At 40.9% G+C, this 21,095-nt stretch carries 18 protein-coding genes and 1 pseudogene; 12 read left to right on the plus strand and 7 right to left on the minus strand.

The window, feature by feature from the left end; translation table 11 throughout:
• Positions 1–982: 982 nt before the first annotated feature.
• From IE164_RS16215 to IE164_RS16225, 3 genes and pseudogenes are all read right to left on the minus strand, one after another.
• A complete protein-coding gene (locus IE164_RS16215) occupies positions 983–1,717 on the minus strand; it encodes a hypothetical protein (protein WP_189631300.1) in 735 nt (244 codons plus the stop codon).
• Positions 1,714–2,802 carry an ATP-binding protein gene (locus IE164_RS16220; protein ID WP_189631301.1) on the minus strand — a complete coding sequence of 363 codons (1,089 nt, stop codon included), beginning with the start codon at positions 2,800–2,802 and terminating at the stop codon, positions 1,714–1,716. Before IE164_RS16220 ends, IE164_RS16215 begins: the two co-directional genes overlap by 4 nt.
• A gap of 22 nt (positions 2,803–2,824) precedes the next feature.
• A pseudogene (locus tag IE164_RS16225) lies at positions 2,825–3,389 on the minus strand (JAB domain-containing protein).
• A gap of 97 nt (positions 3,390–3,486) precedes the next feature.
• Here IE164_RS16225 and IE164_RS16230 point away from each other — a divergent pair.
• The 11 genes from IE164_RS16230 to IE164_RS16285 all read left to right on the plus strand — a co-directional run bounded on the left by IE164_RS16230 (position 3,487) and on the right by IE164_RS16285 (position 14,650).
• The gene (locus IE164_RS16230) at positions 3,487–3,690 is read left to right on the plus strand and encodes a helix-turn-helix domain-containing protein (RefSeq protein WP_189631302.1); all 204 of its coding nucleotides are present in this window, start codon (positions 3,487–3,489) and stop codon (positions 3,688–3,690) included.
• 21 nt (positions 3,691–3,711) lie between these two features.
• A complete protein-coding gene (locus IE164_RS16235) occupies positions 3,712–5,112 on the plus strand; it encodes a DUF4062 domain-containing protein (protein WP_189631303.1) in 1,401 nt (466 codons plus the stop codon).
• Entirely contained in the window at positions 5,102–6,526 is a 1,425-nt protein-coding gene (locus IE164_RS16240; protein ID WP_189631304.1) for an argonaute/piwi family protein, read from the plus strand. The genes IE164_RS16235 and IE164_RS16240 overlap by 11 nt, the downstream gene beginning before the upstream one ends.
• A gap of 2,149 nt (positions 6,527–8,675) precedes the next feature.
• Positions 8,676–8,891: a hypothetical protein gene (locus tag IE164_RS16250; protein ID WP_189631306.1), complete on the plus strand. Its 216-nt coding sequence runs from the start codon at positions 8,676–8,678 to the stop codon at positions 8,889–8,891.
• Positions 8,892–9,408: 517 nt separating this feature from the next.
• A complete protein-coding gene (locus IE164_RS16255; RefSeq protein ID WP_189631307.1) occupies positions 9,409–10,632 on the plus strand; it encodes a hypothetical protein in 1,224 nt (407 codons plus the stop codon).
• 214 nt (positions 10,633–10,846) lie between these two features.
• Positions 10,847–11,572 carry a hypothetical protein gene (locus tag IE164_RS16260; RefSeq protein WP_189631308.1) on the plus strand — a complete coding sequence of 242 codons (726 nt, stop codon included), beginning with the start codon at positions 10,847–10,849 and terminating at the stop codon, positions 11,570–11,572.
• A 1-nt stretch (position 11,573) separates the two neighbouring features.
• Complete coding sequence (locus IE164_RS16265) at positions 11,574–12,224, plus strand: hypothetical protein (protein WP_189631309.1); 651 nt, start codon at positions 11,574–11,576, stop codon at positions 12,222–12,224.
• Positions 12,225–12,236: 12 nt separating this feature from the next.
• Entirely contained in the window at positions 12,237–12,632 is a 396-nt protein-coding gene (locus IE164_RS16270; protein ID WP_189631310.1) for a hypothetical protein, read from the plus strand.
• A gap of 126 nt (positions 12,633–12,758) precedes the next feature.
• Positions 12,759–13,235, plus strand: a complete 477-nt coding sequence (locus IE164_RS16275; protein ID WP_189631311.1) for a glucosaminidase domain-containing protein — start codon at positions 12,759–12,761, stop codon at positions 13,233–13,235.
• On the plus strand, positions 13,174–13,662 hold the full coding sequence (locus IE164_RS16280) for a hypothetical protein (RefSeq protein WP_189631312.1): 489 nt from the start codon (positions 13,174–13,176) through the stop codon (positions 13,660–13,662). Before IE164_RS16275 ends, IE164_RS16280 begins: the two co-directional genes overlap by 62 nt.
• A gap of 145 nt (positions 13,663–13,807) precedes the next feature.
• Positions 13,808–14,650 (plus strand): hypothetical protein, encoded by an 843-nt coding sequence (locus IE164_RS16285; RefSeq protein ID WP_189631313.1) that lies wholly within the window; start codon positions 13,808–13,810, stop codon positions 14,648–14,650.
• 216 nt (positions 14,651–14,866) lie between these two features.
• On the opposite strand, the gene IE164_RS16290 is transcribed toward IE164_RS16285, so the two are convergent.
• The 4 genes from IE164_RS16290 to IE164_RS16305 all read right to left on the minus strand — a co-directional run bounded on the left by IE164_RS16290 (position 14,867) and on the right by IE164_RS16305 (position 20,513).
• A complete protein-coding gene (locus IE164_RS16290) occupies positions 14,867–16,045 on the minus strand; it encodes a tetratricopeptide repeat protein (protein WP_189631314.1) in 1,179 nt (392 codons plus the stop codon).
• Between the two features lie 29 nt (positions 16,046–16,074).
• Positions 16,075–18,603 (minus strand): DNA gyrase subunit A, encoded by a 2,529-nt coding sequence (gyrA, locus tag IE164_RS16295; RefSeq protein ID WP_189631315.1) that lies wholly within the window; start codon positions 18,601–18,603, stop codon positions 16,075–16,077.
• Positions 18,604–18,681: 78 nt separating this feature from the next.
• Positions 18,682–19,893 (minus strand): hypothetical protein, encoded by a 1,212-nt coding sequence (locus IE164_RS16300; RefSeq protein ID WP_189631316.1) that lies wholly within the window; start codon positions 19,891–19,893, stop codon positions 18,682–18,684.
• Positions 19,894–20,072: 179 nt separating this feature from the next.
• Positions 20,073–20,513, minus strand: a complete 441-nt coding sequence (locus tag IE164_RS16305; RefSeq protein WP_189631317.1) for a hypothetical protein — start codon at positions 20,511–20,513, stop codon at positions 20,073–20,075.
• A 187-nt stretch (positions 20,514–20,700) separates the two neighbouring features.
• Here IE164_RS16305 and IE164_RS16310 point away from each other — a divergent pair, with 187 nt between their 5' ends.
• The gene (locus IE164_RS16310; protein ID WP_189631318.1) at positions 20,701–21,048 is read left to right on the plus strand and encodes an arsenate reductase family protein; all 348 of its coding nucleotides are present in this window, start codon (positions 20,701–20,703) and stop codon (positions 21,046–21,048) included.
• Positions 21,049–21,095: the final 47 nt, after the last annotated feature.

Raw genomic sequence — 21,095 nt, forward strand, 5'->3', positions numbered from 1 at the left:
AAAAGGCAAGCCCGGAAACTGAAGGACAACGAGATAATTAATTATATATGGCAAAAAGATTTAAATGAACCCCGGCAACCAGCGCCAGGGCATGCCATTGCCACATGGGAGAACGAGGCAAATGCAAGGCCCAAAGCGGTTTTTGCACTTTATGTGCGGAATCTGCCTTATTTCTTCTAGATTTTTACATACTTTTTATCAATGAAAAGTATGAGCCCAGCGCCTGCCTGCCGGTAGGCAGGGCTTGAGTGATTAAGCGAACACAGATAAAAGATAGGTGGCCTATGAGCTATGCAGACTCTGCTAAGAGTGTTAAGAGATTCCGGATATCCGCTGCGCTACTTCCGGAATGACGTTCTGGTGGTGAGCTGTGTCAAAACAAAGCGCCCGCCTGAGCGAATTCATTCGGGCAGGTTGGCCTTCAAGTGTTTTACAGGCAAATTACTAATTGCGGAGAAGTGCGTAGCATTAGTCAGGCTCAATTGAAAAAAATCTAACGCTCGAGAATTGAATATTTGTAAGCAACCTGGCCAATAAAATAGAGCAATACACTTTGCCTATAAATCTCTTGGTCGGGCTTACTTGAGTCTCGGCCCGGATTGATCTGGCTTAAAACGATAACCAAGAACTTCAAAGAAAGACGAGAGTGTACGGTTCCCGATACTTCGGGATTAAACTAATATAGAGTTATATAACAAGCGTGGCCGTAATTCCTTTAACATAAAATCTGACGTTATCTAACTGAAGTTGAGATAACTGATCTTATGTAAACCACTGCGTGGCCGCAAAACACTATGTGTTATATAATGTTTAAAGCGTTATGTTACTTTGCTTTGGTTAAATGAGTGTCTTCCCCAGGAGCAAAGCGGAGTGGGGGAGAAAGCTCATTTATTCAGGGAAGTGATATGGCTTTTTCCTTTTTTTCAGGGCGGGGCATCGCGGCCCCGACCAACAGGGAAGAGAGAAAAATTTGTTTCTGATCCTACCTTTGAACTAGTGATTTATAGAAACTACTGAAAGATTCACATTTTTCTCCGCTATCCAGAGTTTCGTAATCTTCTTTTGTAACCTGATTTACTAGTTGGTCAATATCTCCTTTGCTCTTATCGTAGCGTCTGCCTACTAATTCATAAATCGCTTTAACCTCATTGGCTGGATGAAAGAACTCCGTTTCGGGGTCAATTTCATCAATATTATACTTCCTGTGCTCTTCTATGTATTCAGCCGTAAGCCGATTATCCATCCTCGTTAATGCTTCTGGCATACCAAGAAACCAAGCTTCAGCTTCCATGACCGCAAAATGAAATCGAATACTCTCTGGCCGTGTGGCTTTGCTCCGAATTTGTTGGTTGTGGCCATCAATGAACTTGTCGCTTATTTCTTTCTTGATGGTTCTGTCCTTCACTATTTTGATATAATTCTCAGAAAACATGTCTCTAAGGCCAAGTATTAGATCATATCCGGCATTGATCAACTCTTGTTCGCGATTCAAGAGTCTCGTCAAAACAGCATTATCGCCTCCTACATTTATTATTTGAAAATGGGTTTCTGCAAATTCATTTGGAGCGGGGAATGAGTAATCTGTAGCGTTAAGCTTATTGTCCGAAAAAAGAGTGTAACAAGCAATACTAACCTCCTGATATGCGAAATGCCTCAATAGCATTTCTCTTATCAAAATCAGTTCCGTTTGCCCCTCTACAAAAACTGCTGTCTTCAAGAAATTTCTGTTTTTGATAAATAATCAGAAGCAAAAAAGTCGAAATTAGATAGTCCGGTGAACCTGAATTGCTCAAATAATTCCGGGTGTGACTGGTAGTTTATTACTTCAACAATTTTCCCTTTTCGAACAAGCACATTCCAATATTCAATGTCAATCTTATCCATTAGGAAGCTATCATTAGATGTAGCAATTAGCTGAATATTGTGCTTTTTACATTTAGCAAAGACAATTTCACTCAGTTTGCTGGCTCTTGCGTAATCTAAACCCTCGCATAAGTCATCTATGATTACAGTAGCTGGACGTTTTCTACTGATCAAATACTCTAGATAAATTATGACCGAAAGCGTCCTGAACATCCCTTGTGAGAGATTATAGTGCGGGTGTTTTTTGGTGAGTCCTTCTTCTTGCACATTGATTACCACCAAATCTCCCTTTTGCTGAATAGATATATCTGTGATCGCATACCCTATTTCATTGAACTCAGCAATGATCTTTAACTTGTTTTCTTTTTGCAAAGAAGAGTACAGGGCAGGGATGTCTTCAATGGATGTAAGGAGGTCGTATTCCTGCTGATTAAAGCCTGAATACGGACTGATATTTCCAAACTTGAAGCCATAAGACTGTTCAGCCCATTCCACCAAATCCTCAAGAAAAGGGTAGTTTTTTACATCACGTCTAACATGTAAAACTAGCTTATCCTTTGGAGGGAAGATCTCTTCCGTTTTCTTTGAAAGACTGGAATACAGAGTGGTGATAGGCATATTTCTTTTACTTGTCTCTCCTCTGTAAAGTACTTGTCGACCATCAACTGTAATTTTTTCAAAGGTGACTCCTTCTTTCCTCTGACTCGTAGCAAATTGATATACTATGCTTTGCTTCTTGTGATTAATGAACTTCAATTCCCATTTAGACCCCCAATTCAAATCACGTTTTTGCGTAATCATTTTATAAAGCAGGTCTATTGTTGAGAGCGTCCTCGACTTTCCTGTCGCATTTTGGCCAACTAGCAAATTAACATCTCCCAAACAGAGGTTACGCAATTCCCAATTAGTATCTGTATATGACAGTTCTATTAGTTTCATTTATAGCTTCTTATGTTCCATTTTATAACTCCCGAATTTCTCCAAGCCGCAACCCCGTAAGCTTCTTGATCACTTTTTCATCATAACCTTCCTTCTTCATCTTCTTCGCGATGACTTCGGCTTTCTCGTGCTCACCTCGCTGCTTTTCCATTCGCAGTTGCCATTCCTTCAACTCCGCTTTCTCCCGCTCCACAATCTCAAAAAGTCCCGAGCTTTTCAGCTCCTCAATGATTCCCTCATCCGCGAAACTGGTGTAGCTCTCTTCGGAGATCACTAGGTGATCCAACACATTGATGTTAATCAGCTTGCCGACTTTTAGCATGCGGTCTGTGAAATCCCTGTCAGCCTGACGGCATTAAATGCCCACTCGGATGATTGTGCACCAAAATCATACTTACCGCGAGTTTGTAAATGCCCATTCGGAACACATCAGGCGGGTTCGTATTCACCCGGTTCCCCTGCCCAAGGCCTATCAACTCAATGAAAAGGATCTTGTTCTCGCGCAGCAGGATTTGCTGCATGATGCTGTACACAGCATCTGAGTTAAGCAGCTTGATCCTTTGTTCTTGTGACAAGCGGACGTTCATAAAATCAAATCTAACTATTCCCACTGTAAAAATATCTCATTTTGCGAGATATATTGATACAAACTGTTATTTTTAATCCTTGGAACTCCGAATGAAAATGAATCGGATCAAGGAAGTATTGAAAGAAAAGAGTGTAAAGCAAACGTGGCTAGCTGAAAAATTGGGCAAAAGTTATAACATGGTTAATTCTTATGTTCAGAATCGTAGTCAGCCGAGTTTGGAGACTCTTTTCCGTATTGCAGAGCTGCTTAACGTTGATCCAACAGACTTGATCGACAATAATCATTCTCAGAAGGACTGAGTAGGCACCTAGTATTGGCACATGACCACACAGCTTAAAATATTTATAAGCAGCACGATTGCTGATATGCCTAGCGAGAGAAAAGCTGCACTTAAAGCTGTAGAAAAGGCTGGGGGTTTTCCTGTGATGTCAGAGTTCACAATTGAAGCACAAAGCAAAGATTCGTTGACAACGTGCTTGGAAAAAGTCTTGGAATCAGACATATATGTTCTCATACTTGGTGGAAGGTACGGCTGGCAACCTGAAGGACAGGAGTCTATTACAGAACTAGAGTATCGAACAGCCTTAGAGTCAAGAAAACCCATACTCGTCTTTAATACAACGTACTCAAAGGAGTCACCGCAAAAGCAATTTGAAGCACGGGTCGAATCAAGTTTCTTTAGAAAAACCGTTTCGGACGCGTTCGAACTTCAAGATGAAATCGAAAAAGCACTTAAAGCAGAAATACAGAAAAAACAAAGCGAATTATTTAATCAGACTGAACCTGTCTACTCTAATCTGGTCAGAGTTAACTTTCCTGATCATGTATACAGGGCAGAGCTGAATATTGACAAGAAGGCTATTAGAGCCCAAATGAAAGAACAAGGGTTAAAGTTGAAGCATAAACCTACTTTGTTTGATTATGTAATTGGGGCACTTCGCATAAAGGACATACGTTTTCCTGGGGATTGGGTGTTGTGGGGAAACTCTATATTGTCCTTTCACGATCTCCAAGACCCAAGCTTGCCCTTGGCAGAAGTAATCGATTTAGGAACCGCTGAGCGCTTATCATGTGATGAGGTTTATGACATGTCAGAAGACGATATGTCAACATTTAAATTTCTTCTAAAGAAGTGCCTAGAAACAAAACTTCATAAGTTGAAGATTAAATGGATTAAGGATGAGGGTCTCTTTGCTTTCATCCCTAACCAAAAAGACCCTTTAGATCAGTGGATGAGCAGGTCTGCTGAATGGAGAAAAGGTAACAAAAAGGCAACTCGCAAAGTGGTAGACATTAAGCGGAATTTGAAGAATAAGCAGGAAGTATTTAATATGAAGTGTTTGGCCTTTCGTGTTCGATTTGAGCATTTTGGTGGTGAATGGTTTTTGGCAATTAAGCCTGACTGGATTTTTCTGTGGCCGGATTTTAGGGTATCAAACTTGGCTTTCAAAAATATCCAATGGCTAAAAAAAACAGAGAGGAACATGCCAGTTTTCAACCACTTCAATTTTATTCTAAGGTACTTGCAGCCTTCCATCAATGAATCTCTATTTGAAGAATTTAGAGACTATAAGTTCCTGAAGCTAGGGCAAATTGAAAAGTTTGATTTTTCACCAATCGTTCCTGACAATATTTGGGTCAATCTAGAAGCTCAAGGAGTACAAAAGAAGCTAAGTGATAGTAGTGGCGATGTAGATCTTTTTGATAGTTATGAAAGCTGAGTATTTAGAAGAGCCTTTTTTGATATTTGGCAAGGGGAAAACCATCTGTCCTCGAGAAGGGATATCCGGGTTGAACGTTTACGACACTGTACAGTCGGCCAGAAAAGATCAGTTGCTGATAGGAATGGTTGGCCTTGAAGAAGATATTGAAAACCTTAAGGGTTGGCTTCATAGATTCGAAAGCTTTATACCAGCAAATCCAAAAGGAAAACAAAAAGGCTTGTTCAAGTCCTTTCCTGGATTCAATCAGGATCAAGGGTTTTGTGCGAAGTTCCTATACGATACTAACTACGATCGAATATTATCCCCGAAAGATGTGACCGAAATTGCTAAGGAGTCAAATCACGAAAAAAGAATTCTGGATGCAGTTAAGCTGTTCGAGGAAAATATTAAGTTTTTGGCAGATATAAAGAACTGCGATGTAATAATGTGTGTGATTCCCAAGTCGTTTGAAGGTAAAATCGTCTTAGAGAACAAAGACGAAGAACCGGTTGAAGGAACGGCAGAGGATGATGATGGCCCTGAATTGGAGACTAATTTCAGACGTGCATTGAAGGCAAGAGCCATGCGGTTTAATGTTCCAATTCAGATTATCAGAGAATACATATTGCACGACAACAAAAAGTCCCAAGATGCCGCAACAAAGGCATGGAACTTATGTACCGCTCTTTACTACAAGGCACTCCAAACAATTCCTTGGAAACTTGAAGTGGATGAGAACCGACCTAAAGTCTGCTTTGTGGGGATTGGCTTTTATAGAAGCCGGGATAAGCAGACAATTCAAACAAGTCTTGCACAAATTTTCAATGAAAATGGCAAAGGGGTTATTCTCCGTGGAACTCCAGTAACGGAGGATAAAGAGGACAAAAAGCCTCATTTGACTTTCGAGCAATCTTATTCGTTACTCAAAGATGCCTTAACGAAATACAAGTTCGCAACCGGAATGATGCCAGGCAGATTGGTCTTACATAAGACTTCTAAATATTATGATGACGAACAGGACGGCTTTGAACAAGCTATGGCGGAGCTAGGAATTACGGAATATGATATTGTAACAGTTATGGAAACAGACTTACGATTTTTCCGAAATGGCCTTTATCCGCCTGTGCGAGGCTCCCTATTTCAATTAACTGAGGATAGATATGTATTGTACACAAGAGGGTCAGTCCATCAATATCAAACATATCCCGGCATGTATATTCCGGCTCCTTTAGAGATTAGAATAGTTAGTCGTGTGTCATCCGCCAAGACCGTTTGTAGGGAAGTCCTTGGCTTGACCAAAATGAATTGGAATAATACTCAGTTTGATAATAAATATCCGATAACTATCGGTTGTGCTAGGAAGGTAGGGGAGATTATGAAGTACTTAGGAGAGAATGAGATGCCTAAGGAATCTTATGCATTCTACATGTAGTATTTGAAAGCAAAAAAAGGCTCCCTAAAAAGGGAGCGCTGAAATGCCGACCTCAAACCAGAGGAAGCGGACATAATAGAGATAGACACCGCCAAGCCATGAGAAACAGCACCTGAACTGGCAAATAGGCAAGCGACCTGCATAAACATAGCCACTAATGGCTTTCACTTTGACATTGAAGAAATAACGAAACATAGCTGAAACGATTTAAAATGAACCCCCAGCACCGCGCTGGGGAAAGCATTTCAGCCATGGAGGGAGCGAGGCAAATGCAAGGGGCAAAGCGGCTCGATAGAGCGGCTTTGATTCATTTCACCCTTGTCATTTCCCGAACCCCGCACATAACTTTGCTTTATCCTTAGTGCGCTTCAAAACCACCCAATTCAAGCCGTTCATTTATAAAAGGGGAGAGGAGAAGCACAAAAAAGGGGCATCAAGGCCCCCAATTTTTTAACACAGCCGCCCACCAGAGCGCATGCTTGCAATATTTATGCATAGCAAGCTTTCTTGCACAATAGCGGTTGGAAGCCAGCACCTCAAAAGATTTGAGGCATTCAGGAAAAGGCAAGCCCGGAAACTGAAGGACAACGAGATAATTATACATGGCAAAAAGATTTAAATGAACCCCGGCAACCAGCGCCAGGGCATGCCATTGCCACATGGGAGAACGAGGCAAATGCAAGGCCCAAAGCGGTTTGCGAAGCCTGCGAGCAATCGGCTTTGAGTTCATTTTAGCCTTGTCATTTCCCGAGGCTCGACCATAAATTTGGCTGCCTCTGGTGCGGTAAACAGAACACCTTTACATTATGTTAAATAGAGAGCTTCAAAACTGACCGTGAGCGATGATCTGTGGGGCGCGTTGGGCGAAAATATGGCCGGGGCTTGCGTTGGCCTTGCGGGCGGAAGTGATATATTTTCTTGATTTTTGCGCAACTTTTGATCAAGCAAAAGTTGTAGAAGAAGACAAGCTGGCCACCATCAGCCGGAGAAACCACCACCGTTCATTCCAGCTTTCTGATCTGCGCCACACAATTCCTACACAGACAATCCGATTACGTTTCAATTAGAAACGAATACCTGAATTCTTAACTCTCTGAGAATCGCGTAGAATTTTTCATCTAGTAGAATGGAGCGTACAAGCTCTGGATTTCGCACGTATGATCGATGCATAGTCAGACCAGAACAAACTTCAATCAAAGACGAAGGCGTGAAGAATGAATTTTTCTCTCGCGCGTGGGTAAAAAAGGAAAAAGGCATTTGTGGGCATGGCTCAGGGCTGAGCGGGTCGGGTGGCAAAATTCTCTTGGATGCGCAGCAGACAACACAGAGTGTTTTGCCACGCAGCGCAATGGCCGCGGGGCAATTTACACATAACGCAAATTATATGACAAAAGGGTTCGGTCGCTGAATCTGCCGCAATCCTTAAAGAACTTTCTAAAGGAACGAGAACGTCAATGTCCCCGCGACTGCGGGGTTAACATAATGTCATTATGTAACAAGCGCCAACGGGGTTTTGCCTGAATACCGCATTTCATGCGTTTGTTATATAATTTACATTATGTTAAATATGATTATACTAATTCAAATAATTAGTATTGTTATATTCCAAAGGGTTTGTTAAGTGCATAAATATTCAGTTTTAATCTATGATTTTTATCATAGCCCTAAACTGCTAGTATTAACAACTTTGCAACAGAAAAACAGATGCTACCAACATCAGTACAGAGTAACGGGCGTAAACGCTCGCCCGTACTCATCAACCAACTTTACAGGCTTTTAAAACCTCTCGGCTGGAAATTTGACAGAAGTTTTCAGCTATTTACTCATCCCCACTATCACGGGTTTAGGGTGTTTGTAAAACACCTAGAAGAAACTCGTTATTTTTTATTTCAGCAGTGGGAAAATAAAAGTGCGATCGAATCTAACAGGATTAAGCATGTACATGCTCATGATTTGTTTTCTGTTGAGGTTCCAGCTTCTCCACTCCCTGACCTCCTTTTGAAATTGGTCAGGTTCAAAATGATTCCTGAAGACCATTTGAAACAGATATAAAAAGAAAGCCCTACCAAATGGCAGGGCTTAACATTTAATGACTCCTACGTCTAATTAAATGTGCATAAAAAGATGCTACCAACAAATTTTAAATGCTATGAAAATTACAAACAAAAAGCGAACCAGCAAAAACAAAGTTCAATTGGTGGGACTTCTAAAAGTCGGCCAAAAGTTCAAAAGAAGCCTTTTTACTCCTGAAATTCTGGAAGTTACACACCGAAATTCTACGGGTGTAGTGATGGCAAAAAACATTCTCACCGGGAATTATGCCCAGATTTTCCAGACTAACAAAGTCTACCCTCTACCCTATTAATTCAAAACAACGCATTTACCACAAAATGAGAAGTACGTTGATCAGGTACCCGAAAATGGAACTGGCTGTTAAGTATGGCCAATCGAATTGGAAGTACTACAAAGTCAAACATTCAAGGGATGTTAAAAAGCTTCAGGACTTATTTAAGAAGTCGCAGAATTTCAGGTTTGCCATTCTCTACGGTCTTAATCAATCTAAAGAAAGGACTGTACAACTCGCATATTTTGACAAAAGACGAATAAACATCTATTGATATGGAAAATACAAGACATTACTGTTCATGCTGTAATAAGAAACAATATGAGAAATACATGTTTCAAATGATGTTTGCATGTATTAAACGCTTTTGGCTGTGTGATAAATGTTATCGAAAACATAGGTACGAGAAGACTATGTTGGTTGATTTCAAATATCCAACTCGTAACTGTTAGTGTCTTCTGCAGTGGACAATTAACCTGGTTAATCGTCCACTGCAGAGGACTTCTCAAATTTTTGCTACCAACAAAATCACATTTAAATGACAATCTTTCAACAAAACCCAGAATTACGTGACTCCGATTTTCACGAGCGCGTTAGGTCTAACGCGCAACAAGTGAAATTTCAACGAAGCCCACAGGGCTTCAAATGCTCAATAGGAATAGACTATTGCATTATGAATTTCACTAGGAGCGAAAACCATATTTTTAGTGAGTCGCCCAAACTCAAATTAACATATGAACCGTTTGGGACTCGTCATTTTAACCAAAGGGCTCAAATTTTTATGCTCAATGGTTCTAATGAGTTTGAGAACATTGGAGTTCTTTTGTATGAACCTAAGAATCCATTTATCCAAGACAAACAATTGGCAAAGGTTCAAATATCAAACCATTGCTTCTATCGTAAAGATTCCTTGAACTATTATATAGTCCTTGAACATCTTATTGAATTTTGGCAACTCATCCCCAAAGGTTTCGAAAGGCTTGATTTTTATATTGATAAAAATTCTCGTGAGGATTTGGAACTTTTCGAATTATGGTATGCTAATCGAATTGAAAAGAAAGGCCGTCCACTCAATGAACCTTCAATGCACCATCAAGACAAAACAGACAACCGAAGGTTGACTGGTTTGGGCATTGGCAAAAGATCATCCAGAAATAAGCATTTGAGGGTTTACGATAAAACGATCGAAAATACTGACAAACCAAAAGCACACATAACGGAGTATCATAAAGCTATTTTTGGTAATGAACGGGTTTATAGAACTGAATTTCAACTACATGATAATTGGCTAAAAACGCTTTCAGTTTCTGACATCAAAGAAACCGACCGTAATTTTTGGATGGCTGTAATTCGTCAAGTTAATATTCAATCAATTATCGAATTTGCTAATAAAAACTTCTACGTCTTTTTGACTCCATCAGGTGAAGAAATAAACAGTCTGGAAGGTCTTAACCCTCTGCCCTACCAGCTTGATCATACTTATGGAGGGCATGACATTGAGCGTATTGGTAGACGCAAAAAGAAGAACACTCTTTACAGTCAAAAAATACACGTTAAGAGGGTTTTCAGATCATATTATGAGGCCGACAACTGCGAAAATTGGGCGTATTGTCTTAGTACTCTTTTGAATGCAAATGAGGTTTTGAAAGAATACTTTTTGATGAAGGTTGAATATTGGCTTAAAGACTTCATTAAAGAGTACGAAAACCCACATTTTAATTTTGAATTCCTTCACTTAGACATTCAGGAATGGACAAAATAACACCTAAATATATCGCATGGAAGTTTGGGTGTTCAGTTCGAACCGCTCAACGAAAGGTTCAACAGTGGCGTGATTCAATGGGTATAAAATACGGTTACCCAACTGAACAAAATTTAAAAGATTTTGGAATAATCTAATAAATGCGCCAAAACGACAATGGTTTAGCCTTAACCCTCCAACCTTTGTAATACAAATTCAAAACAACAAATAAGGCATGGAAGGATACAATGCTACTGGAGCTTTAAAGACGGGTAAGCTCACCGTTAATAGACCGATTGGCGCAGTTGCCATTGGTGTTAGTGATGTGGACGCGTTAACCAATGAAACGCTAACATATTACATCGAAAGTCCAAATGGCTCAGAAAGAGGGGCAACGAAAATTAACCTTTTGTCTGTGGTTGCTCTTAGCGTTCACGGTTTGGGCGGTGGTTTTGTCATGGATGGCTTGACCTATTTCGTTATCCCTGTGGCTATTGGTGGCGCTCTCGACCTCTCAGAAAACGAGGAGTTCGTTCTCGAAATGGAAGGTTTGAAAGCTGCTGAAAGGTACGCGGTTGAGTTCTTGGACGGAAACGAAACAAACGGTTCTCTGCAAATCTTTGATCAGAACGTTTTCATAGCCGAAAAGACTACAATGACATTGAACACTGAGGGTTTCAGATTCATGGCCATACGCGGTGTTTCAAACCTTTCTGAAATCAACTGTCAGTTGGTTAAATCAGGCGGTAACAGGAAATACACGAAAGTAGGTATTCGCGCAATGGAAAGTCAGGGTAATGACTTCACACATGAGCAACAATTGACCGAAGGAACCATAGACGGCATTTATGCTAAAGTGGGTTTCACTCAGGACATTGCAATTCTCAATGTTGCTAACTATCGAGAAGTGGAATTTTTGAAAGCTGCTGGAAATGCCGTTCAATTTGAAATGATAAGATAATATGCGCGGCATCAACTTAAACGAAGGTGCAGTTGAGGTTTATTCAACTCTTAAAGGAGGTGAAGCAAAGGCAGCCCGCAAAGAGTTGCGGGCTGCAAAAAAAGAGGCGTTGGACGAATGTAAAACACTGAAAGGAAAGGCCAAACGAGACTGCAAAAAGAACGTAAGGCGAAATTTCAGGAAATCAAAAAACAATGTCATTCGAGACGGTGAAACGTGGGTAAGTACAGCAGTGAACAAGGTGGCAAATATTGCGACCCCTCTTACTTCTCTTGCTTCTGATCTCGTGCCTGGCGCATCATTCATTCAATCAGGTTTAACAGCTTTAACAGGTCAGAAAATGACAAGAAACGAAAGATCAAATGAACAGATTCAAACAGCGGTTGAGCCACAAGGGGGCGCGCTCGGTACTGCTCAGAAAATTTTGGATTTGTTCAAAGGAACAAAACAAACTCAAACAACTGCCCCAAAAAGTGAAAACTCAAAAACAGTTATGAAAGAACAATTTACAAACTGGATGGCAAAAGCTAAATCCCTCCTATCAGATACCCGGGTTAAAATCGGGCTTGGTTTAGTCGCAGCTTTGGCCATAGGTGTCTGGGCTTGGAAAAAGTTTCGTAAAGGCTCAAGGCCAAAACCAAGAAAACTTTAAACGTGTAAAGTTATGTCAAGAAGAAACAACAATAAAAAATCAGATGATTGGGATGGCGTAAAGCGTTCAGCATTTGAAAAGAAAACCGATAAAAACGGTTCTGATTACTTCAAAGGTTGGGTATTGACAAAGGCAGGAATGATTGATATAACTGTCTTTCCAAACAAGGCTGGCGAAATGAAGAAAACCGAAGGTGGCCGTGACTATATGTATTGTCTGGCAATTTGTAAAAATAGATATGCCTTTCAAGTTTCGAAACTCGATGCATACTACTACCCAGACAAACAACAGGTCGTTATTTCGGAGGTTGATGTTGTTTGTTCGCTGAACACTAGAGGCGGCAAAACGGCTAATGGTGTTAAAGTGACTGGTGCTGTTTCATTCATAGATTACAGTTATAGCAGATGAAAAGGTTTTTTAAAAAACTAGCTGGGGCGGCCTTAAAACAGGCCGTCTTAGTAGCTGTCATTAGTGTATTAGAATATGCTCTTGACGAATTAAAGGAATATAAGTCAGACCCTAAAAAGTATGAAAATGATCAAACTCAAAATCTACCTTCAAATACTTCTGATAAAGAACCTGCTTTATCGACAGTTTAGAAATATATCAACACGTGTTATATATGCACAAGCTGTTCATGAAACGGGAAACTTTACATCGGGTGTATTTCTTAAGGGAAACAACCTGTTCGGCATGCAACCCAATTCACGAAAATGGGATGATGATAGTCCAGAAAGAATAGGGAAAGAGGGGTCAGCAACTTATTCAAGCCGTTACCAAAGCATAAGAGATTATTTTGATAGACAACTGCAGTTTAAAGTTGATTTGAGCAACGATGGAGAATATATGCTTTCAACGCTTCGAACTGGATATGCTACCGACCCAAATTATTTAACTGCTTGGCAGGCTCAATATCTTAAAGTACCACGAATTCAAAACAACATTTTATATGCCCTTGCTATTATCGTTACTGCCTTCATTGTTTGGCGGCTTAAAAAAGGTAAGTCTTAAAAAATATCTTACCCCAACAAATTTTAAAATCTTAGGTTCTATCGTTCTTGCAATCCTTGTTTGGCCTTTCATCAGAAAGGCTTTACAAGGCACTCCAAAGACTTTATTGGAGGAAGTAAAACAGAAATTTGGCGCAATTACACAGCCGACTAGCACAGCAACAGAGGAACAAATAATAGAGTATGCTAATGACTTAGCGCATGCCTTTGGGATTCATAAAAGTATTTCTAAATGGTCACTTAGAGGTTCAACCGAAGATGATCAACGGGCATTTAATATTTTGATGAAATTGGATTTTGAGACATGGAAACAGGTAAGGAAGGTTTACCCACAATTCACTAGGACCACATCAGATTTAAAAAATGATACGGTTGAATTTTTGAATAATAAACTGATGTACAAGCTTCCTAAATACATGTATCAATGACCAAAGGTTTTTCGATTGTTACGGGACTTTTTACGGGGTTGTCTCTCTCCCATTTTGCCCCAGAGGTCGGCCAGATAGTAACTGCCGTTCTCTCCTATTTCCTCATTGATTTTATTGATAAGAAACGAAAGAAAAGAAAACAGAAATGATAGTATTTGGAAGAACGCCAGAAGGTGTGTTTAAGGCTTTTAAAGCGTCTATTAGCGAAAGTGGAGTAATAACCTATTTTGCTGATTATGACCATGCAGTTGTATATGCCGTTAATGATGAGGGTTTAATAATGGTAACCCCAAGCATTGATTTTGTTAATAATAACCTTTCTCCTTTAGAGTTGATGGGAATAAATAACCCTAAATTTTTTGATTATATGGGGAAGGGTTACGATTATAGGGGCAAGGGAACCCACCAAATTTATACCAATGGTAAGTTTTTTAATCCTTTGGGTTCTGGCGGTGGTAATACAGTTGAACCAATAGACCCCGATCAAGCACTTATCGGTACTTATTCTATCCTTACCGCTTTCTTAGGTTTTCAGACATATTCAGGGGATTTGTCGGCCTCTGGTTCTAGTCTCTGGATGAGACATGTGTTTTTAGACAATACCTATATCAAAGTATATAATCGTCAGCCCGACAGTTCATATATATTTAATCGTGACTTGCGCCCCGATGACGCGGAGTATGTTTCTAATGGGCATCATAGGTTTGTTTGGTCTCAAAATCAAATATGGGCTTTAAGGAATTTATCGGATGATTCACCAGTGTTTTTTGAAGATGGTCAGACACAAAAATGTTTTAAGTGGCTGAAAGCCTTTAAAACCCAGTCAAACGGTGGTGATATTTGGAATACAGACAACTACGATTTGAGAAGCGTAGACGACACAAACTTTTTTGATGTACAGGACAATTATGTACGTGTTTATTCTTCAGATGGTGTAGAAAATAACCAATTGGGCTGGCAAATTATAGAAGAACCACAACCAGTATAATATTAGAAAAATTATATTGTGGAATACCAATATTTAGGTATATTAGGGCATGCAAAAAAACGGTATGCCCTTGTTTATATGCCTCAAAATGGAACATATACAGGGTTAGCCTCCTACCCTTTTAACATAATGCAGGCTTAAAGAAGTTCAATTTACATTATGTTAAATAATAAATTCATTTATAAAGGGAGGCTCCTCAACCTCCCTTTATTTTGATTAGTTACCTCCTTCGAGTTTTTCTAATCTATCCAGTATCTCATCACGCTTAGCATCCATTCCTAACTGATCATAGATGGTACTCAACGGTCTTAGTGAGTACACATCGTTCGGATCGGCAGCAACTGCCTTTTCGAACATTGGCATGGCTTCTTTGAATTTAGCCAGAGCCTTGTCCTTTAGCTCCTTATATTTCGCATCATCATCCATTGTGGTATTGGCTTCAGTCATAAAGGCCGCACCTTTATTATAGATTACTGAAGCGGCTACGTATAGAGCTTCTGCGTAGTTAGGGTCTAGCTCTAGCGCTTTTTTAGCGTTCTTCTCGGCATCATCCAGGTTATCGTTGTTCCATTGCAGGTAAGCCAACATGTAGTAGATATTTTTTTCAGCATTACCACCTTCGATAAGCTTCTTGAGGTTTTCAATGGCCTCGTCCATTTTCTTAGTCTGAATAAGTACATCTACCTCCCACTGTCTGTAAATATCATCTTCAGGGAAAGCCTTCTGAGCTGCTCTGATTGAAGCCAAGGCTGCATCGAACATCTCGTTCTCCATTTGGTGCTGAATAACCATGTTGTAGGCGTAGTTCTTATTCTCGTACTCCTCATCGTAAGCAATTACTTTCTTGTAGTACTCATAAGCCACATCATCGGCTTCTGCATTCTGTGCAGCATAACCTACGAAGAAATCTTTGGCAATTTCAGTTCTAATCATGGTGGCTACGCGCAGCAACTGGTAGGCTGTTTCGTAATCTTCCTCTTCCAGCGCTTTATTACCTCTGTCGAGCAAGAAAGCTTCTAACTGGCCAAGACCACCACCACCAAGGGTTTTGGTCGGATCCTGAGGGTTTACCACCGCTTCTTTCATCAGGTCTTCTTTCACTTTATCGCCACCCTTTTCTATAGCTTTTTGGTACCACTCATAGCTGGTTTTGGCCAGCTCGGCATCGGTTTTCCCATCTTGTACATATTTCTCTTTATAAATATCGCCCAGCAATAAGTATACATCCGCTTCTGCACCGGTTTCAGCATCTTGAGTAGCCTGAGTAGCCAGCTCAATAGCCGACTCCATTTCGCCCTTTCTAAAGGCTTTCTGAGCGTCTTTAAGTACTTTCTTTTGTGCAAACGCTCCCATTACCAGAAATGAAAGCGCAAATGTGAAAAACAGTTTTTTCATGAGTATTAGTCTAATTTTAGTTTCAATAATTATTCAGTAGTTTCTGAGGTGGTCTCTTCTCCGCCCTCATTGTTTTCATCGGTAAGCTCATTGTCAAGCTCCGCATCTTCTTCCATTTGTTCAATTTTCTCTACAGAAGAAATCTCATCGCCTTCCTGCAGTCTGATTAGTTTAACGCCCTGGGTAGCTCTACCCATTACACGCAAATCAGCTACAGAAATTCTAATGGTAATTCCCGATTTATTGATAATCATCAAGTCATCAGAGTCGATTACCTCTTTGATAGACACTAAGTTACCTGTTTTTTCAGTAATGTTAATGGTCTTTACGCCTTTACCACCTCGCTTGGTAATTCGGTAATCATCTATTGGAGAGCGCTTTCCGTAGCCTTTTTCAGAAACGACTAACAGATTAGCATCATCTCTAGAAACACATACCATGCCAATTACCTTATCATCGTCACCTTCAAGGGTTACTCCCCTCACTCCTGCAGCCGTACGACCCATGGCTCGTACATCGCTCTCGTGGAAGTGAACTACCTTGCCACTACGCTTACCAATAATGATGTGGTTATCGCCATTGGTAAGTTTTACTTCCAGCAGACGATCGCCTTCGTGGATAGTAATGGCATTGATTCCGTTAGTTCTCGGACGCGAATAAGCTTCAAGCGAAGTTTTCTTAATAGTACCAGACTCTGTACACATCACCACATAGTGGTTGTTTATGTAATCTTCGTCTTTCAGGTCTTCGGCATTAATTACAGCCCGTATTTTATCACCGGGTTCAATATTGAGCAGGTTCTGAACGGGACGTCCTTTAGAAACCTTGCTTCCTTCCGGAAGTTCCCATACTTTTTTCCAGAACACTTTACCAAACTCTGTGAAAATGAGCAGGTAATTGTGAGTCCATCCGGTGAATAGATACTCGGTAAAGTCATCGTCTTTGGTAGCGGCACCTCTGGCGCCCACACCTCCGCGGCCTTGTCTTCTATATTCTGATAATAGGGTACGCTTAATATATCCCTGATGCGAGATGGTGATAATCATCTCTTCGTTCGGGATCATATCTTCGGTGGTGAAGTCTTCGGCCGAATGGACTATGTCTGTTCTTCGCTCATCACCATAGCGATCGCGAAGTTCAATCAGCTCGTCTTTAATAATACCCATTCGAAGCTCCTCTTTCTCAAGAATCTCCTTCAAGCGGGCAATGAGCTCCATAATCTCTTCGTACTCTTTCTTAATCTTATCGCGTTCAAGGCCTGTCAAACGCTGAAGTCGCATTTCCAGAATAGCTTTGGCCTGAATCTCTGACAGACCAAACTTATCTATTAGCCCATTTTTGGCTATTTCCGGATCTCTGGACGAACGAATGAGGTTGATGACTTCATCGAGGTTATCAAGTGCAATGAGGTATCCTTCCAAAATATGAGCACGCTTTTCAGCTTCGTTAAGCTCATACTGCGTTCTACGGATAACCACCTCGTGCCGGTGATCTACATAATTCTTGATGAGGTCTTTGAGGTTGAGGGTGTATGGTCGGCCTTTCACCAAAGCCACATTGTTCACCCCAAACGAAGATTGCAACTGGGTATACTTAAACAAATTGTTTAAGACCACGTTTCCAATTGCATCTTTTTTAAGCTCATACACAATGCGTAATCCACTCCGGTCAGACTCATCGCGTATATCGGAAATACCCTCAATCTTCTTTTCATTGACCAAAGCCGCAGTCTTTTCAATCATGCTGGCTTTGTTGACCATGTAAGGAATTTCCGTAACTATAATTTGCTCTCTTCCACTCTTGGTGGTCTCAATGTCGGCCTTAGCCCGCAGCACAATTCTTCCTCTTCCGGTTTCGAAAGCCGACTTTACCCCGGTATAGCCATAAATGGTACCTCCCGTTGGGAAGTCGGGAGCGGTTATGTGCTCCATCAATTCGGCTATGGTAATGTCATTGTTTTCTATGTAGGCAATGGTACCGTTTACTACCTCCGTAAGGTTATGAGGTGCCATGTTGGTGGCCATACCCACTGCAATACCGGAAGAACCATTGACCAACAAGCAGGGCAATTTACCCGGCAGTACGGTAGGCTCTTTGAGGGAGTCATCGAAGTTGAGCTGAAAATCGACCGTATCTTTGTTGATATCGGCCAGCATTTCTTCTGCTATGCGCTTTAGCCTGGCCTCGGTATAACGCATGGCCGCGGGCGAATCGCCATCGATAGAACCAAAGTTACCCTGCCCATCGACCAGCGGATAGCGCAACGACCACTCCTGGGCCATACGCACCATGGTATCGTATACTGAAGAGTCACCGTGTGGGTGATACTTACCCAACACCTCTCCTACAATTCTAGCTGATTTTTTATATGGTTTATTCCAGTTGACCCCAAGGTCGAGCATTCCGTAAAGTACCCTTCTGTGTACAGGTTTTAGGCCATCTCGAACATCTGGTAATGCCCTTGAGATAATCACCGACATGGAGTAGTCGATGTAGGCACCCCGCATCTCATCTTCTATGTTTATCGGGATGATTGTTTCCTTGTCTCCTTCTGCCATAAATTGGTTAAAAAGTCCGTTTGATTAAGGCGGCAAGATACCAAAAAATATCCGATCGACAGGGCAAAAACCAAGGGTTTAATTGCCTTTTCCGCTGCCTTTTTTCGACTTCTTTTGTTTGATGATTGGAAAGAATGAGCCTCCGGGTTTTCGCCTTACCCGGTTTTGACCGTAGCGTGGGTTTTGCTTTTTATAAAATGGCCTTCCCCGATACATTTTTCCGTTGAAAACATGCTCCATTTGCACCTGATTGGCCACGTACCGGTTGCGCGGATAGGTAGGGTATTTGAGCAAAAGCCCCAGGTCTATGCTAAACATGGTGAACTTGTGCGGCATACTGATGGCGTCATCGGCCAAGGTATAGGACCGCATTTCAAACGAAGGTCTTATGTAGCCTTTAAAGTATTTGGAAAAGGTGGTTTGAAACATGAGCCCCACATTGAAGAAGGGATCGTAAGTTACCTGTTCCTTATTTACCTGTGAAGCTTTTATCTTCCACACTCCGCCATACACATCGGCCAACATGGAAAAATCGCCCAGCGAGTAAAAGTTATAGCTTACAGAACCAAAAAGCTTGGTGGTGGAGAGTTTGGTTTCAGGAAGGCTGTAGCGCCTGAGTATTGGGTCTACATCTTGCTCTGAAGAGGGATGCCTGAATTTCATTGCCCCAAAGCCAATACCTCCCCCTACTCGGATCAGGTCATCGTCCAGATAGCGCTTCTCTCCTGTTCGTTCAAAATGTCCTCTGTCTAATTTTTTAAGACTAAGAGAAACGCGCAACGTGAGTGGATTGTATCGGCCTGAGTTGCTGTATGCAAAGCTTGCCGTATCGGTGCGTACAATCTGACTGTCATCGTCTATATAGTCAATGGTTGTGGTTTCCAAACGATTGAACCAGTTAGTATATCCTGTTGCGGGTAGATTGGTGCCGGTTTCTTCTCCAAGAGGCACCAGGTATAAAAGGTCATTTCTGGGGTTTCGGATTACTGAAACTCCCTCCAGCGGATTTTGATAGGCAAAGTAGCCGTAGCTCTTTTCTATCTGAAAATTGAATCGGTTGAGCATTTTGCGCACCGGACTCACTAACTGACGTTCCAGAGCTTTTTGGCGCTCTTCCGGAGTCACTCCCTCTTCCAGCACAAAGCCTTGAATTTCGCTCTTCTTCTTTTTGTTCTTTTTCTTGAAAAGTTGCGCATGGCCACTTACGGGAGCCAAAAGGCATAGGCATAGAAAAATGATTTGCCAGTGTTTAATCTTCAAGCGAATGGTATTTTCTTCTAATAAAGACAAACCTATTCAATTATTATGGAATGCGTAAAAAAAGACCACGAATTGAAGCGGTTTATGGTTTAAAAATGAAACGTACTGCCTGTATGGAATAAAGCCCAAATGGGTTCCAAGTAAGGACTGGACACAAAAAAAGACTGCCTTGGGGCAGTCTCTTTTCGTTTTTAGTATGTTAAGGTTGATTAAGGCTTTTCTACTAAATCGGCCATGAAAGCATCTACTTTGGCCTTAGCATCGCCACCTTGTGCGTAAGCTTTTTTAACAGCGTTATATTTTGAAGCACCTAAGCTATGTTTAGCCAATGTAGTTACTACACTAGTGGCAGCCTGTTGCTTTTCTTTAATTTCTTTGTTCACCAGGTTTAAGAATTGCTTTTCCCAATCTTTGGCCGGCTCGCCTTGTTTAGACCTCAACTCTTGAAATCGTTGGCCGGTCATACCCTCTTGTCTTGCAATAAGATCGTTCACCATTGGGCTAATTTTGTCAGTGATTGCTTTTTGAGCTAGAAGAATCACTGCATAATCTTTGTAATCCTGATCGGTCAATTCATCTTGTGCCATAGAGGCAACAGATACGAAGGCAAAGCAAACAGCGGCTAAAACAACTCTAGATAGTCTTTTCATGGTCTTTTTTGATTTTTAGTTTAAGAAAGGCTAGCAACCTCTCTCCCTCAGTTTAGTAGTTTAGTTATTTTTTACAGCGTCACAAGAAAGATGATTTGTTCAAAACATACAAGTGAAAGTTTTCCAAAATTGATTCGGAACGGATAATTTTGGCCGTTTTATTGGAAAAGGACAAATAAAATTAAAGATGAGAAAAGTTTACTACCTCTCTACCTGCAATACCTGTAAGCGCATTATGGATGGTTTCGATTTGTCAGATTTTGAAACACAAGACATTAAAAACGAACCAATTACACCCGACCAGCTCAGTGAAATGAGAGCTCTTGCCGGAAGCTACGAAAGCCTTTTTAGTAAGGTGGCCAGAAAATACAGATTGCTTGGGCTTCATGAAAAAGAACTTTCTGAAGATGAAATGAAGCAGCATATCTTAAATGAGTACACCTTTCTGAAGCGTCCGGTGTTTCTGATTGATGGCGAAATATTTATAGGTAACAGTAAGAAAACCATTGAAGCCATTGCCAAAAAACTGAACTGAGCCGATAAATACGCTGCTCACTGATGGTTTTTAAATACTGAGGGTGA

The organism is Roseivirga thermotolerans (genome assembly GCF_014653175.1).
In the GTDB taxonomy this organism is placed as follows: domain Bacteria; phylum Bacteroidota; class Bacteroidia; order Cytophagales; family Cyclobacteriaceae; genus Roseivirga; species Roseivirga thermotolerans.